Consider the following 15,316-nt stretch of genomic DNA (forward strand, 5'->3'; position numbering starts at 1 on the left):
TCGCTAATATGATAATATGCTAACAAAATAAAGTGATTAAATCAATCATTTTTATTTCTCTCTATTTTCATCAACATATTCTGGAATTATTACATTCAAGTGACACCTGTGCCTTTTCTGCATGTTCGGTGAAGGAACGTGCTATAATACTTAAAAATATTGAATAACACAGGAGATTAACAGTGAAGTTCATCCAGACATTAATCTTAACTTTGTTGTGCGCATGTCTTGTTTATTTCGGCTTTATATACGTTTCACAAATCGACCAAGTCAAGAAAACAGCTTCGCCGCAAAAAGCAGCAAAAAAAGAAAACGATACGGCACTCGCGGCTGAAGAAACTCGTTCAACAAAAAAAGCAGAAACCACACATCATTCACTAAAAGGAAGCAAAAAAGCCATGGACGTCATTCTCTACAATCAAATGGATGCACCAAGGCTTTATAATGGATGCGAAGTCACGAGCTTAGCGATGCTGCTTCATTACAGCGGCTATGAGCACGTAACGAAAAACGCATTGGCAAATGAAATCAAACGTGTTCCGCTCAATTATGAAAATGGCTTAAAAGGTGACCCTCATGACGGATTTGTAGGCGATATGGAGAATGGACCGGGTCTTGGGGTTTACCACGAACCGATTTATCAGCTTGCGAAAAAATACGCGGGCGATCAAGTTGTCGACTTAACCGGAAAGCCTGTTAAAAAGGCCATCTATCAGTCACTTGAAAAGGGCTATCCTGTCTGGGTGATTACGACATCCACCTTCGACAAAACCGATAACATCGAAACTTGGAATACACCAAATGGCAAAATAGATGTAAGCTTTAATGTGCATAGCGTAGTCATCACAGGCTATGACAAGGAGCATGTCTACTTGAATAACCCATATGGAGAAAAGAATCAAAAGGTCGACCGTGATCAATTTGAAGATTCTTGGGAACAGATGGGCAGTCAGGCGATTATCATTAAAGCGTAAAAAACAACCTCTATCCGCATAGAGGTTGTTTTTAAATGATTTATTTTTCTAGAAATTCCTTTAGGCGGTCTTCAAGCTTTTCAGCCGTCATTGCACCTCCGCCCAAGCTGAAGTATTCATCCCCTCTTTTTAATAAAAGTGTAGGATAGCCATTCACATGAAGTTGATGAACCTTCGCAAAGTCAGCATATGCATCATTGAACACTTCTTTTGTTTTCATACGTTCAATGACTGCGTCAGGATCAAGATCATGCGCCAAAGCGATCTCCCGATACGTTTCCTCATCACTCAGACTTTTTCCGTCTTGATAAAAAGCCTTTTGCATCGATGAAGCCAAGTACAATGAACGCTCAGGTGCGATGGATCTTAATGCAGAAAAACCAATGGCCGCAGCCTCAGAGTCTAAAAGAAACGTTCCGTTTGCTAGCAGCTTCTGATAACGTTCACCAAACTCGACACCAGTCAGCTGACTAATACGCTGATTTGCTTCTGGGATGTGTGGATAATCTTTTATCGGTAGACTCCTTTCCCCTACAAATAAACCACCCGACACAAGTGTTAGTGATATCTCCGGATGATTTTCATGCAAAGTGCGGATACTGTTTGAAAATCCATAACACCAGCCACAATACGCATCCCATACATAAATGAAAGACAATTCTTGCTCGTTCATACGTTAGATTCCCCATTTATCATTTTTAGGCGGCCATGAAACTGCTTATTCAGCTTCAGATACAACGGTAAAACGTTCTCCAACATGGGCTGCCTGCTCCACTTCATCAACCAGTGCAATGGCGTAGTCAGCATAGCTTACATAGCTGTCACCTTTAGAATTGACAATTAGATTGTCTTTCCCTTTCACGTATGAACCTGTACGTTTGCCAGCTGGATTAAAGAATGCGGCAGGGCTGAGGAATGTCCATTTTAATCCCTCTGACTGTTGAAGATCTTTTAGATTTTCTCCTTGCTGAGAAGCAGTAGGCACATACTCCTTCGGAAATTCTGGTGTGTCCACAAGTCTTGTTGTTTTCGCCTCATCTACAAATAGACTTCCTGCTCCGCCCACAACGATTAAACGAGTCTCAGGTGTTTCTTTTAAAATATCAATCAGCTTTTTCCCAGCTTCTACGTGAAGATGCTCCTGTCCAGGGGGTGCGCCAAATGCATTCACAATCACATCAAATCCTTTGATGTCATCTGCTTGCAAGTGAAACACATCCTTCTCAAGAACAGCTAGTGATGAATCAGTCATTTTTTGTGCATCTCGGACGATTGCCGTTACTTCATGTCCTCTTGATTGAGCCTCTTTCACAATTTCTTGTCCTGCTTTTCCTGTTGCGCCAATAATTCCAATTTTCATGTTAACTCCTCCTACAATATGGTTTTATGTTGATAAAGAAAGGTGTAACTATTTCGGTTACAACAGAGGTAAAAAAAATTGAATTGATCATCCAATTTTTTTGATTAGCACATGCGTTAGTTCACTTAATTTGATCTCAGCAAGTACTTGCTCCATCGCACTTTGAGCGCGGCATAAAATTAATTCAAGCACCGCTTGAATATTTGCACCGATCGGACAGTCAGGATTTGGGCTTTCATGAATTTGAAACAATTCACCCTCATCTACGACTTCAACCGCTTTATACACATCGAGCAATGTGATGTCGTCTTCACTGCGGTTCAGCTGCGAACCACCTTTGCCAAGACTCGTTGAGATTAGGCCTGCTTTTTTCAATTTACTCATAATGCGGCGGATGACCACTGGGTTTGTATTCACACTTCCTGCGATATCCTCCGATGTCTGTAAAGATCCTTTTTCAAGTGATAGCAAGGCCAGAATATGGACAGCGACAGTAAATCTGCTGCTGATTTTCATGTTTTCTCACCTCTGTTGTAATCATTATAGTTACACCATGTCACATTGTCAACAAAAAAGTCTGCCGAGCTACTCAGCAGACTTAGATTGACGTGCTTCCATTTCTTCCTTCGTATAAATCATGCGCATTGGATTTCCTCCAACAAATGAGCCTGCTGGCACATCCTTATGAACAAGTGTACCAGCCGATACGATCGCTCCATCCCCAATGGTCACACCAGGTAAAATAGTGGAATTAGCTCCAATTAAGACTTCATCACCAATATAGACTTCCCCAAGTCTGTACTCTTTAATCAAATACTCATGGGATAAGATGGTCGTGTTATAACCGATTACACTATTTCGTCCGACGGTGATTTTCTCAGGAAACATCAGATCAACCATTACCATTAAGGCAAACGCCGTATCCTCGCCGACCTTCATACGAAGAAAAGTTCGGTATATCCAATTTTTCATTCCCATAAACGGCGTGTACCTTGCCATTTGAATAAAAATGAAATTTTTCACCACTTTGAAAAAGGGAACTGTCCGATAGACTTGCCGCAGCGAATTGACCCCTTTTACTGGATATCGATCTGTTTTTCTCAACTTAATCAGCTCCAACAATCGCCAGGAGATCACTCATTTTCTTCAGCATGAAGTCAGGGCGATGCTTTAAAAGGGCCTCTTCTCCTTTAATAGACCAAGCCACACCTGCCGTTTTTGTCCCTGCCGCTTGACCAGACAAAATGTCATGATAATTATCACCAACCATCACCGCTTCATGCGGATCACTGCCAAGCTTTGATAATGCAAGCTGAACAGGCTCCGGATGCGGCTTCTCATTTTGTACATCATCGAGCGTCACAATAACCTCAAAGAACGGCTCTAAACCGGTCAGCTTCAATCCCATTAAAACCGTATCCCGTATCTTCGTTGTGACAATACCGAGCTTAAATCCTCGATCCTGCAGGACTTTCAATGTGTCTAAAACGGTCTCATATTCAGTCACAAGCAGATCATGCTGCTCATGATTAAACGTGCGGTACATCTGAATCATGTCATCCGTCAACTCAGGATCCATCGCAGAGAATGTATCAAACAAGGACGGACCAATGAAATGAAGAATATCCTCACGGCTGTACTGACCAGGGTAATAATGGTCCAGCGTATGCTGAAATGAAGCAATAATTAATTCATTTGTATTGATTAATGTGCCATCTAAATCAAATAGCACTGTGTTGATCGTCGATTCGTTCATATGGCTTCCTTTCTAACAGCTGCATGTTCCCGCTTCCGCCAAATATAGCTAATGGCAGCTGTCAATAAAATTGCAGAAATCAGGCGGATCACAAGAAGCGGCCATACTGGAATACCAAGTGGAATAAAAACCAGCGTATCTTCGACCACCGCATGGCAGGCAACGAGGAAAATAAAAGCTAGGGTTAAGTCCTTTTTACTCACACCGTCCTCTTCCACTGCCTTCATCATCACGCCGGCTCCATACGCCAGACCAATCGTTAATCCAGCCACCATTGTCATAGACGTATTTTCTTTCATCCCAAGCATTCTAGTAAAAGGTGACAGCCACTTAGACAGTGTATGAAGCCAGCCTAAATCTCTCATGAATTGAATGATGATCATGAGCGGTATAACGATACAGGCAAGCTGCAGCACACCGAGTACTGCTTTTTGTATAGCAAGAAGAACGATCATGTACCAGCTGGAAGGCACATCAGCCGCCTGAGCTGCACTCAAAAGTCCATATTGCGCCGGCTCCTCGCCTCCCTGCCAAACGAGATGAATGACAATAGCAGAAATAACAGCAAGACTGATTCTAACCAGCAAAATCACAGATACTCTCAGTCCAACCTTTGCCGCCACTGTCGATTCGATGATCAGGTTATGGCAAAAGGACAGCATCACTGCCAAAATAAACACTTCCTTCACAGGAAGCTCTAATGTCAAAATGGCTGCAATTCCCGCATACAAATTCAGCATGTTTCCTAATACAAGCGGAATCGCTGCTTCCCCCGAAAGACCAAACAGCCCCATAAATGGCTGAATGAATCGGATAATCCAATCCATGACAGGCGTATGCTGCAAGATACTGACGAGAATAGTTACTGGAAAGATAACTTTGCCAAGAGTCCAAGTTGTCGATAGCCCTGCTTTCAAGCCGTTTTTCCATGTTTCTCTCATCTCTTCTCATCCCCCCTGCTTAATTCGATGAATTGTTCTCTTTATACGGAATTGATGCGTACCCTTTCATTCTTCTAAAGAAAATCAGTAGAACAGCCACTGCGAATATCGCAATCGAAATCATCTGTGCGATTCTAAGATGCTCTGTCAGCATTAAGCTGTCTGTTCTCATCCCTTCAATGAAGAAACGGCCGATTGAATACCAAATTAAATAAGACAAGAAGATTTCGCCTCTGCGCAGCGAAGTTCTCCGTAATAAAATCAATATGACAACACCGGCAAGATTCCATAATGATTCGTATAAGAACGTCGGGTGATAATAGGTACCATCAATATACATTTGATTAATGATAAACTCAGGCAGATGCAAATTTTCTAAAAAGGCTCTTGAAACCGCCTCACCATGCGCTTCTTGGTTAATAAAGTTCCCCCAGCGTCCAATTGCCTGCCCTAGTAAAATACTTGGTGCTGCGACATCAGCTATTTTCCAAAACGATACCTTTCTCACTTTTGTAAAAACGATGGCTGTCAGCACGGCACCAATCAGCCCGCCGTGAATCGCAATTCCACCATTCCAGATTTTAATGATTTCGTTTGGATGCTGCTGATAGTAATCCCATTCGAAGGATACATAATAAATTCGGGCACAAATAATCGCGATTGGAATGGCAAATAAGATTAAGTCAATAAACAGATCTTTATTGATTCCTCTTTTTTCACATTCTCTCAGTGCGAGCCAGAGTCCAAGCAAGGCTCCGACCCCAATAATCACACCATACCAATGAACCGAAATAGGTCCGAGCTGAAAAGCGATCGGATCAATTGGCTGAATTGCTTCGTTCATATAGTCAACTCCTATTCACCTTGGCCATTGTCTTCAATGACATCGGCAAGCTTACTTGTAAATTGTTCTGCTGCATTATGCCCCATACGTTTCAGCCTGAAGTTCATCGCAGCCACTTCAATGATAACCGCTAAGTTTCGACCTGGCCGCACAGGGATCGTCAGCTTCGGCACATCTGTATCAATAATTCTCATTTTCTCTTCTTCAAGTCCTAAACGATCATACTGTTTGCCTTGTTCCCAAAGCTCCAGATTCATCACAATCGTAATTCTCTTATAGCTTCTGACAGCGCCTGCTCCAAATAAGGTCATCACATTAATAATGCCTAACCCGCGGATTTCTAAAAGATGTTCAATCAGCTCTGGTGCACTTCCGACTAACGTATCCTGATCCTCTTGACGGATTTCCACGCAATCGTCTGCAACAAGGCGATGTCCCCTCTTCACTAATTCTAAGGCTGTTTCACTTTTTCCTACTCCGCTTTTCCCAATTAATAATACACCTACACCATATACATCGACGAGCACACCATGAATGGCAGTCGTTGGTGCCAGCTTACTTTCTAAAAAGTTGGTCAATCGACTCGAAAGTCTTGTCGTTTTTAGACTAGATCGTAAAACGGGCACACCATTTTCATTTGATGCTTCGATTAATTCCTTCGGCACATCACGATCTCGAGACAAAATAATGGCAGGGGTAATATCTGTACAAAGAGACATCATTCTCTGCTTTCGTTCGCGTTCTGGGAGCTGTTCAAAAAAAGAAAGCTCTGTTTTCCCTAAAAGTTGAACTCTTTCTTTTGGGTAATATGTAAAATAACCAGCCATTTCAATACCTGGTCTGGAAAGATCACTGATTGTAATGGGACGATTAATCCCTTCTTCCCCACTTACCAGTTCAAGATGAAATTGTTCCATTATGTCCTTCGTACGAACTTTCGGCACGCTTCTTCCTCCTTTTATCACAGGCGATTCAGAAATACAGCTCTATTTTATCACTTTCAATGATGAACCCAAAACAGTATTTTATCCTGTTCCTGTTTCACCGCCCTCACTGGTATAGACAACTATACTTAAAAAGAGTAAACTTAAATGAAAGATAACGAATAAGGGGGCTCAAACATGAGCGGTTCTTTATTGCTCTCCAATATTCATATTGTGACTAAGACAAAGATCATTGAAAACGGTTTTGTCGGTTTACGCGATGGCAAGATTGACTATATTTCAACATCACCACCGACAGGAAATTATGAAAAAGTATATATTTCCCGGGAAAACTTTTATTTACTCCCTGGAATGATTGATATTCACATCCATGGTGGATATGGTGCAGACATGATGGATGCGACAGCAGAAGCGATGAATACACTCGCTGACAACCTTCCATCAGAAGGAACGACAAGTTTTTTAGCGACAACCATTACACAAAACCATCATGAGATTGAGCAGGCACTTAAAAATGTCGCTCAGTGGAAACAAAGTAATGAAGAACAAGCAGGAAGTCAGGCACAATGTCTAGGAATCCACCTAGAAGGTCCATTTATTTCTAAAGATAAGGCAGGGGCACAGCCTGTTCAATGGATTAAACAGCCCGATATTCCGCTTTTTAAAAAATGGCTGGATGCAGCTGAACAGCTAATTCGAATAGTCACGTTTGCGCCTGAGGAAGACACACATTTTGCTTTTCTGTCCCTGTTACAGGAAAAGAACATGATCCCTTCTATTGGACATACGAATGCCCATCACGACATGATAAATTTAGCAGCTAAGCATGGTGCACGCCATGTAACGCACCTTTATAATGCACTGAGTTCGTTTCAGCATCGTGAACCGAACGCTGTAGGTGCTGCTCTTACGAATGAGAACCTTTATACCGAGCTGATCACAGATGGGATTCACTCCCATCCTCTTTCCATCAAGCTTGCGTATTTGGCAAAAGGAAGTGATCGTTTAATCATGATCACAGACTCGATGCGTGCAAAAGGGCTCGGTAATGGAACGTACGAATTTGGCGGTCAGACGGTCACAGTCAGCGGCGAAAAAGCATTGCTGGAAGATGGTACACTTGCAGGATCGATTTTGCGAATGAAAGATGGCGTCAAACGGATGAAACAGCTCACAAATTGTGAGTGGACAGAGATTGCGAAGATGACCTCAACCAATGCAGCCGCTCAGCTGGGACTTGATCAACAGCTCGGTTCCATCGAAATTGGAAAACTAGCAGATTTGGTGATTTGGGATGAATCTGGTGAACTGATGATGACGATCTGCCGTGGACAAATCGTCTTTGAAAAAAAGGAGGCCAACCACTAATGAACATCATCGAATTTGAAAGCAAGGAGCAATTAGGAAAAGAAGCAGCCGCCATTATTGCACATGCAATAGCTGCTAAACCCGATGCCGTACTCGGCCTAGCAACGGGCGGTACACCTATTGATACTTACAAAGAGTTAATTAAACTTCATCAAGCACATCAATTGTCTTTCAAGCAAACAAAAACAATCAATTTAGATGAATATGCAGGGCTTGATCCAGAACACGAAAATAGTTATATGACCTATATGAAACGTCATTTATTTGACTATATTGATCTCCCTCAGAGTCAGTATTTTCTTCCAAATGGCAATGCAGCTCACTTAGAAAAGGAATGCTTAAGATATGACCAGCTTATTGAGGATGTAGGTGGCATCGATCTTCAGCTCCTTGGAATTGGTCAAAATGGACATATCGGTTTTAACGAACCTGGTACCCCTTTCAACTCAAAGACTCATGTCGTGCAATTAGATGAGAACACGAGACAGGCTAACGCAAGATACTTTTCTTCTATTGATGAGGTACCTACTCATGCGATCACAATGGGAATTGCGAGCATTCTTTCAAGTAAAAAGATTCTCCTTCTTGCTTCGGGAAAATCAAAAGCGAAAGTGATACAATATTTAGAACAGGCAGAGATTCATCCAGACTTCCCAGCATCTGCACTGAAACTCCATGAAGATGTAACAGTTTTGATTGATCGAGAAGCTGGATCACTACGCTAAAAACGAGAGGATTTTCACATGTTTATTGATAAGCAGTCACCTATTCCGATGTACCATCAGATTATGGAGAACTTGAAAAAGCAGATTGAGGATGGAACATTAGCACCTGATACACTCATTCCTTCTGAAAGAGAATATGCCGAACGCTTTGGTATTAGTCGAATGACTGTCAGACAAGCCTTATCGAATCTTGTGAACGAAGGATATTTGTATCGACAAAAAGGTAAAGGCACCTTTGTTAGCCGAAAAAAATTTGAACAGCCGCTTCAAGGCTTAACAAGCTTTTCAGAGGATATGCGGCAGCGAGGGCTCAAAGCATCAAGCCAGCTGATTGACTTCAAAAAAACCGCATGTCCAGAGCACTTGCTGACAGCCTTACAACTGTCAACTAGTGATGATGTCTTTGAACTAAAACGGATACGCCTTGCAAATGATGAACCGATGGCGATTGAAACGAGCTATATCCCTGAAAGATTTGCAGGAGATTTAACAAAGGAACATTTAACTGGCTCTTTATATGAATATATAGAAACTCACACTGGTCATGTCATTGCTCATGCCAAACAGGAGCTTGAAGCCAATGTTGCCTCAAAGGAAGAAGCACACTTGCTGTCTATTTCAACAGGCGATCCTGTACTGTCCATAACAAGAACGACTTTTTTTCAACAAGACGTTCCATTTGAGTATGTAGTTTCCGTTTATAGAGGGGATCGTTACAAGCTCATTCATACAATGGAAAGATAAACAGTGCCCCTGACACGGAGCACTGTTTTTTTATTTCCTAAGAAATTTTGTTTCATCATCATTTTTTGTATGAATTTTCCATATTGGTGAAATGGCTTTTCCTTGGAAACGATCTTTTGCTACAGTGTACCAATAATAATCTTCATTTGGCTTTAAGCCCTTCCACTCAAAGCTCGCTTTTTTGCCGCTTTTTACGCCTCGCGCTTCTCCTAGAAGAACATTCGTATACACATTGAGTTCAAAATAATTGGTTTTGACAGATTTCATTTTCGGTGTCAAATCCACATCGATTGAAAATTCATCTTGATCTCCATACGTTTTTGGATCGTAAAAATGCTCTTTATTCAAGTATGGTGAATATGTTGTAAAATGAAGCTGATTTTTTTCTTGATCGGCTGTTATGACCCTCATAAACCCTTGCCCACCTTCAGGTCCTGACTGATAATCGGCGAGTATTTGATATACTTTCCTGTCTGCTTTTCCATCATGGTCATCATCAAGCTCATCTACTTTCCTGCTGGCTCCATGGTAGTGGCCGCTAAATACTGCCACAATATTAGGATGGCGTTTCACCACTTGATGGAAGATGAGATCGCCAATCGGGCTTCGGTTGCCGCTCACTAACAAATACTCATGGAAATTTAAAATGACAATACGATCTGGATGCTCAGAAATCACGCGGTTTAACCAATCAATTTCATCTTGCTTAATCCCCCAGCCCATGTACACCATCATATAATCATTGCCGCCGGCAGAGATGAGATCATAATGACCTTTATTGTTTCGATAGGATTCACCATAGTAAGGCTTATCAGCAAAGCGTTTTTCCCCGAAATATTTCCCGTATTCCGCATATAAACCGTCCTTGTGTCTAACATCATGATTTCCTGCTAAAACACCATAGGGAATGTGATTCTCATCTAATACACGCATAAATGTATCAGCACGGTGCCATTGCTTATCCTTTGAATCATCCACAATATCGCCTGTATGGAACACATATTGAATGTTTAATTTCTCCCTCTGATCTCTGATCCATTCGACCATTTGTTTAAAGATATGAGGATAGCTCTTTGCATAATATTGAGTGTCAGACATCCACACCATCTTATACGGCTTTTGCGATTTGCTGATTTCATCCTGTACTAGCAAATCAAACGTTTGATTCCTCATGTACTGTCTCACTGACAGCAGCCCTTTTAGGTAAAATTCCTTTTGATCCTTCGCAAAGTGATGAGTGATTTTATCCCACTTTTCCTGCTGGTGATTCCATGCGTACATTGTCACCTTTCTCCCCGACAATGAACTCCCTTTCCATACAGCTTCGACGACATCCTTTTCGCGCACATCATGATGAACCTTAATTTGAAAACGATGATAAGGAAAACGCTGTAAATCCTTCGTTTCAACTGCCTTCCCATCAACAAATGCAATGCGGTTCCTTTCTTGATCAGAAAAAATCATTTCTCCTTTTTGAAGAAAACTCTTTGGCGGCTCTGTCTCTGCTGCATACTTAAAAATCTTCATTGAAGGATGCAGCGATGTATATTGATAGGCACGATAAAAAGAGTAATCTAACTTATCATTGGTTGGATCCTTGGTTAGCACAGTTTGCTTTGATGATTTCATTTTCGTCTTATCTGCCACCCGTTCTGGTGTTTCTGGATGCTCATGTACGGTCTTGAACTCTTTTTTCAACGTCGACATGTTCCCAGCAGCGTCTTTTGCTTTGATCATAAACGTGTGCTTCCCAGGCTTTAATTCACTAGAGGACGTCTGATATGGCAAAGAAACTGGTTTGCCATCTACATACGCCTTCAACTCCTCTATGTCACTCCAGCGATCCGTTACTTTTGCTTTTAATGTAAAGGCGCCTTTATATTGATCCTTTGCTTGTACGTTGGTCTTAATTCTCGGCCCAGTGTTATCAACTTTCACACGTACTGAAGCATGCTCGTCTGAGGTTTTGGCCTCAATTAGGTGTGGCCCTTCTTTCAGCCTTTTTGTATCCCACTTTATATAGGTTGAGACATAAGCCTCTTTTGGAATCTCAAATTGAAACGTTCTAACCTTTTTTGCGTTCCCGCTGTCTCCCATTCTCCATTCCTTTTGCGGCTTCGCATTGATTGGCTGAATTTGTGTTCCATTCGATAAGATCATCCTGACGTTTTTCAATTCAAAATCATCATGATTCTCTCCAGGGAGCCTGTCTATCGGAGAAGACTTTGTGCCAGCGTGGAATGAGATCGTTTGGAGACCTGCCTTTTTTATCTCTTCTTCTGGTATTGGCATTGTATAGGTACGGTACACTTTTGTCGAATCATCAAAAACAGAAAGTAAACGCTTACCTATAGACACCCCATTTTTAAAATATAAATTTGTTCCTTTGACATCAAATGCGATATATGGATCTGCTTCAAGGGCAGCGGATACTTGCTGATTCCGTTTTCCATCAATCCGTAATTCGATGCTTTTTTTCTGATCAGACGTTGCCTTTAATGAAAATAACCCTGAAACCGTATCTCCCTCTTCTACATTGAATCGGAGACCGTGGGCTTTGCTAACCTGCTCCACATCAACCGTTTTTTTCAACGTTTTGGCTTCATTTTCGCCATCTGACGCTTCAAGCTGATATTCCAATTGTTCCTTCCCAATCAACTCAGGTGAATAAATAATATGATGAAATAACCGGTCATTTTGGTCTTTTTGCAGCAGTATTTCCTTGAACGCTTCTTTTCGATTCGTTCGATAACGCAGCTTGACGGTTTTCACGGCCTGATCATCCTGGACATCTGCTTTAATCTCTACGCTTTCAGTTGGTTTCACCGGTTTCCTTATCGTCATATCTTCAATCACAGGTTTATGGATATCTTGAGAAATTTCCTTTTTCTCAGATGGAATTTGTGCTTTTAGCACTTTACCTGGAGTGGGCTCTTCCTCAATTTTCGAAATCAGCTTCGTCTGCGTCGTACCATCCATTGGATACTTAAACAGCAAGGATTTATGCTCGCTAAACCATGATGGCTTCAAACGAAATGCGGCAGAAGAAATCTCTTCACCTATATTTGTTGTGATCGAAACAAGACGAGATTTAGAGTTGGACAGCCCTTTGCTCTCGATAATGGTTAGATGCTCGCCCTCTTTTAATTGGCTTTTGTACATGGCATTAAAGTCCGCTACAGTTAAATGCTCCTGCCCTTTTTTTCTCAGCCAAAAAACATAAGGTTTTCCAGGTGAAATGGTGATTGGATTTTTATGAAAGGAATATACATCATCCAATTCGATACCCTGTGTGGGATTGCGGTAGCGGAGCTGATAATGTTTAAGTGAGATAGGCGCATGTGTCGTGTTATACACTTCGATAAACTCAAAAGCATCTTTGCCTTTTCGGTTTTTTGAATTAACGACAATTTCTGTGATGAATAAGTCCGGAATATGCGAAAGATCCTCTTCAAATCCATTTAAATGAACCGATTTCTCTGCTGTTTTGATCACTGATTTTTGCGTAAGGAACTCAGTATAGTAATGAACGGTTGGATTCCATAATTGATCTGGCGGAATTTTCGCTGTAAATTCTGGCTTCATTCCGGGCAGCCGTTCCATTGGAATCAAGCGATACCCCAGTTCATCACTTTGTTTATAATACAAGTTCGCAGACAAAATCTGTTCTTGGTCACTAATGGACGCACGAAACTGAAGGTCATGGCTTTTTCCTTGAACCGGGCGGACATCCACATGAAATTGATCAAAGATAAAAGGCGAAAAAGGCTTGTCCGGTACATTCACTTCTGTTTGAAGAAAAGGCCTTGCTGAAGCAGGCTGACTGAAACAAAAAAGAATGATAAAAAAACATAAAAGCATGATTTGTCTGCTCACGTTCACCATCTTGCACCGCCTCCCTTCGGATATTGTGTCTCCTGAAGGTGGTTTTTATGTCAGATGGAACGGAGAAACGATACAAATTTGCACAAAAAAACCGTTAGCTTTTTTTCGCTAACGGCTCTACGATTCCTTTTTGTATCAACAGATGGAAAATGGACAAAATGACAGCCATCCAAATGGCCGTTCCGAATCCATCAATGTTAAAGCTATCTCCCATAAAGCTCGATGTCATCATGAGTGTAATGGCATTGATGACAAATAAGAACAATCCTAGAGAAAGGACGGTCACTGGAAGCGTTAAAATGATCAAAAACGGCTTCACTAAAATATTGAGCAAGGACAAAATGATACTTGCCACAATGGCTGCGCCAAACCCTTCAATATACACGCTCCCGAGCCCAGGCAGAATGCCTGAATCAAAATATCCAGCAATGACGATTAAAAGTAATGCATTTACTAAAATACTGACGATCCATCTAAGCATTTATTTAGTGCCTTCTTCCGGAACAACAAAATACCAGATGAAGTAGATCAGGAAGATCGGCATAAATGCTGTCAAAAATCCGATGATGACGGTTAAAATGCGAAGCAGCGATGCATCAACACTTAAATATTCCGCAAGTCCACCAACAACACCCGCTATTTTTTTATCTGTTGCTGAACGATAAAGCTTCTTCATGTAGAATCACTCCTTGTCTGATTGGTGCTTTACTTGTATTGAGCCTGTTTTTGTTTCTGCAAAAATGGATATACTTTGCACCGCTTGTTGATTGGCTTTGATCATTTTCTCTTTTTGTAATGTTTCATTTTTTTCTTTAATCATCTCTGCATCAAGTAAATCGTGAGAGATAGACCCGAGATTGCTTTTCAGCTCAGCGGTCACTGCACATGCGCGCGGGATCTGAACGTCCACACTGCCTGTTGTCGTTTTCGCATAGATGGAACGGCACTTTTCATCTGACAGCTGAACCGCAATATTTCCGTTAAAGCTCTGGGCATCAATTGATTCACTTTTCCCGCGCAGGTCTATGAGCCCATTGATGGTTTCTACTTCAATCATACCACACTCGTGATCTGCCAGTTTGATTTGTCCGTTTGCTGTTTCAATTCCGACTTTTTCTGCCTGTAACGAGGCAAAAGAGACAACACCATTTGTGGTTTTCGCGGCAAGTTCTTTTGTCTTTAGCTTTTCCCCGCGAATCGGCCCATTAAACAGCTTGACCTTGATCTTATCGTATTGGATACGCGGTACGTATAAAGTAACATTGACTTTCATCGTCTTCTTTTCGGTTCGAATAAAAAATTTATCTCCTTCAAGCCCGCAGTCCAATTGATTGAGAAATTGCTGTCTTGCCTGCTCTCCATCCTCTGCACGGTAGATTTTCGCATGACACTCTGCTCGAATATCTTGATCGTCCCAAGGCATCACATTGAGGCTGCCGTTCGCTAATTGAATATCTAAATGAGAGAGCGAAGCGTCTTTGAACTGAAAAATATGCTCAACATCAACGGACTGTCCAAAGTTCAAATCAAGATCCACGTCTTTTACCTTTTTCACCGCAGTATCTAGCCAGCCAAACAGCTTTGCCCCAAGATTTTCGGTGCCGTTTCCTTTACTCTCTGCTCCAGCTTTTTCTTCATGAAAGGTGTGATCAGTCGTAGACTTTTCTAATGAGACGGACTGACCTTCTTCTAATTTTTCTAGCAGCGTAATTGCTTCTTTTGCTGATAATACCCCGTCTTCTACTAATTTTAAAATTCGTTCTTTTTCATTCATA

At 41.5% G+C, this 15,316-nt stretch carries 16 protein-coding genes; 4 read left to right on the forward strand and 12 right to left on the reverse strand.

The genetic code is table 11. The annotated features are described in order from the left end of the window. The first annotated feature begins 182 nt into the window (after positions 1-182). Positions 183-974, forward strand: a complete 792-nt coding sequence (locus tag NST59_RS16145) for a C39 family peptidase (RefSeq protein WP_341040820.1) — start codon at positions 183-185, stop codon at positions 972-974. A 40-nt stretch (positions 975-1,014) separates the two neighbouring features. On the opposite strand, the gene NST59_RS16150 is transcribed toward NST59_RS16145, so the two are convergent. The 8 genes from NST59_RS16150 to hprK all read right to left on the reverse strand — a co-directional run bounded on the left by NST59_RS16150 (position 1,015) and on the right by hprK (position 6,819). Further along, positions 1,015-1,647, reverse strand: a complete 633-nt coding sequence (locus tag NST59_RS16150; protein WP_106025585.1) for a DsbA family protein — start codon at positions 1,645-1,647, stop codon at positions 1,015-1,017. A gap of 45 nt (positions 1,648-1,692) precedes the next feature. Then, positions 1,693-2,334, reverse strand: coding sequence for an NAD(P)-dependent oxidoreductase (locus NST59_RS16155; protein WP_106025584.1), 642 nt, complete (start codon positions 2,332-2,334; stop codon positions 1,693-1,695). An 87-nt stretch (positions 2,335-2,421) separates the two neighbouring features. Further along, positions 2,422-2,850 (reverse strand): Rrf2 family transcriptional regulator, encoded by a 429-nt coding sequence (locus tag NST59_RS16160; protein ID WP_024423567.1) that lies wholly within the window; start codon positions 2,848-2,850, stop codon positions 2,422-2,424. A gap of 69 nt (positions 2,851-2,919) precedes the next feature. Beyond that, the gene (locus NST59_RS16165; protein WP_039181684.1) at positions 2,920-3,438 is read right to left on the reverse strand and encodes an acyltransferase; all 519 of its coding nucleotides are present in this window, start codon (positions 3,436-3,438) and stop codon (positions 2,920-2,922) included. A 1-nt stretch (position 3,439) separates the two neighbouring features. Further along, a complete protein-coding gene (ppaX, locus tag NST59_RS16170; protein ID WP_039181686.1) occupies positions 3,440-4,090 on the reverse strand; it encodes a pyrophosphatase PpaX in 651 nt (216 codons plus the stop codon). Continuing rightward, positions 4,087-5,031, reverse strand: coding sequence for a nucleoside recognition domain-containing protein (locus NST59_RS16175; RefSeq protein ID WP_039181688.1), 945 nt, complete (start codon positions 5,029-5,031; stop codon positions 4,087-4,089). Before NST59_RS16175 ends, ppaX begins: the two co-directional genes overlap by 4 nt. A 19-nt stretch (positions 5,032-5,050) precedes the next feature. Further along, positions 5,051-5,875, reverse strand: coding sequence for a prolipoprotein diacylglyceryl transferase (gene lgt, locus NST59_RS16180; protein ID WP_039181691.1), 825 nt, complete (start codon positions 5,873-5,875; stop codon positions 5,051-5,053). Positions 5,876-5,886: 11 nt separating this feature from the next. Continuing rightward, positions 5,887-6,819 (reverse strand): HPr(Ser) kinase/phosphatase, encoded by a 933-nt coding sequence (hprK, locus tag NST59_RS16185; protein WP_126682343.1) that lies wholly within the window; start codon positions 6,817-6,819, stop codon positions 5,887-5,889. A 177-nt stretch (positions 6,820-6,996) separates the two neighbouring features. Here hprK and nagA point away from each other — a divergent pair, with 177 nt between their 5' ends. From nagA to NST59_RS16200, 3 genes are read left to right on the forward strand one after another with little or no spacing between them, the layout of a single operon-like run. Further along, the gene (gene nagA, locus NST59_RS16190) at positions 6,997-8,187 is read left to right on the forward strand and encodes an N-acetylglucosamine-6-phosphate deacetylase (protein ID WP_247543797.1); all 1,191 of its coding nucleotides are present in this window, start codon (positions 6,997-6,999) and stop codon (positions 8,185-8,187) included. Then, a complete protein-coding gene (nagB, locus tag NST59_RS16195; RefSeq protein ID WP_216431242.1) occupies positions 8,187-8,912 on the forward strand; it encodes a glucosamine-6-phosphate deaminase in 726 nt (241 codons plus the stop codon). Before nagA ends, nagB begins: the two co-directional genes overlap by 1 nt. An 18-nt stretch (positions 8,913-8,930) precedes the next feature. Continuing rightward, positions 8,931-9,656, forward strand: a complete 726-nt coding sequence (locus NST59_RS16200) for a GntR family transcriptional regulator (RefSeq protein WP_144490021.1) — start codon at positions 8,931-8,933, stop codon at positions 9,654-9,656. Positions 9,657-9,686: 30 nt separating this feature from the next. On the opposite strand, the gene NST59_RS16205 is transcribed toward NST59_RS16200, so the two are convergent. The 4 genes from NST59_RS16205 to NST59_RS16220 form a co-directional block, all read right to left on the reverse strand. Further along, positions 9,687-13,541 (reverse strand): metallophosphoesterase, encoded by a 3,855-nt coding sequence (locus NST59_RS16205; RefSeq protein ID WP_341040821.1) that lies wholly within the window; start codon positions 13,539-13,541, stop codon positions 9,687-9,689. Between the two features lie 94 nt (positions 13,542-13,635). After that, positions 13,636-14,022, reverse strand: coding sequence for a phage holin family protein (locus tag NST59_RS16210; protein ID WP_024423577.1), 387 nt, complete (start codon positions 14,020-14,022; stop codon positions 13,636-13,638). Next, entirely contained in the window at positions 14,023-14,217 is a 195-nt protein-coding gene (locus tag NST59_RS16215; protein ID WP_024423578.1) for a PspC domain-containing protein, read from the reverse strand. It abuts the gene before it with no gap. A gap of 6 nt (positions 14,218-14,223) precedes the next feature. Beyond that, on the reverse strand, positions 14,224-15,315 hold the full coding sequence (locus NST59_RS16220; RefSeq protein WP_047201846.1) for a DUF4097 family beta strand repeat-containing protein: 1,092 nt from the start codon (positions 15,313-15,315) through the stop codon (positions 14,224-14,226). Between the last annotated feature and the right edge of the window lies 1 nt (position 15,316).

This window comes from Bacillus sp. FSL R5-0439 (genome assembly GCF_038008805.1).
Classification (GTDB): domain Bacteria; phylum Bacillota; class Bacilli; order Bacillales; family Bacillaceae; genus Bacillus; species Bacillus safensis.

Excerpts from the sequence above, each read along its gene's own strand:
- NST59_RS16150 (WP_106025585.1), bottom strand. The coding sequence starts at position 1,647 with ATGAACGAGCAAGAATTGTCTTTCATTTATGTATGGGATGCGTATTGT.
- NST59_RS16155 (WP_106025584.1), bottom strand. The coding sequence starts at position 2,334 with ATGAAAATTGGAATTATTGGCGCAACAGGAAAAGCAGGACAAGAAATT.
- NST59_RS16160 (WP_024423567.1), bottom strand. The coding sequence starts at position 2,850 with ATGAAAATCAGCAGCAGATTTACTGTCGCTGTCCATATTCTGGCCTTG.
- ppaX (WP_039181686.1), bottom strand. The coding sequence starts at position 4,090 with ATGAACGAATCGACGATCAACACAGTGCTATTTGATTTAGATGGCACA.
- NST59_RS16175 (WP_039181688.1), bottom strand. The coding sequence starts at position 5,031 with ATGAGAGAAACATGGAAAAACGGCTTGAAAGCAGGGCTATCGACAACT.
- lgt (WP_039181691.1), bottom strand. The coding sequence starts at position 5,875 with ATGAACGAAGCAATTCAGCCAATTGATCCGATCGCTTTTCAGCTCGGA.
- nagA (WP_247543797.1), top strand. The coding sequence starts at position 6,997 with ATGAGCGGTTCTTTATTGCTCTCCAATATTCATATTGTGACTAAGACA.
- nagB (WP_216431242.1), top strand. The coding sequence starts at position 8,187 with ATGAACATCATCGAATTTGAAAGCAAGGAGCAATTAGGAAAAGAAGCA.
- NST59_RS16200 (WP_144490021.1), top strand. The coding sequence starts at position 8,931 with ATGTTTATTGATAAGCAGTCACCTATTCCGATGTACCATCAGATTATG.
- NST59_RS16205 (WP_341040821.1), bottom strand. The coding sequence starts at position 13,541 with ATGGTGAACGTGAGCAGACAAATCATGCTTTTATGTTTTTTTATCATT.
- NST59_RS16210 (WP_024423577.1), bottom strand. The coding sequence starts at position 14,022 with ATGCTTAGATGGATCGTCAGTATTTTAGTAAATGCATTACTTTTAATC.
- NST59_RS16215 (WP_024423578.1), bottom strand. The coding sequence starts at position 14,217 with ATGAAGAAGCTTTATCGTTCAGCAACAGATAAAAAAATAGCGGGTGTT.
- NST59_RS16220 (WP_047201846.1), bottom strand. The coding sequence starts at position 15,315 with ATGAATGAAAAAGAACGAATTTTAAAATTAGTAGAAGACGGGGTATTA.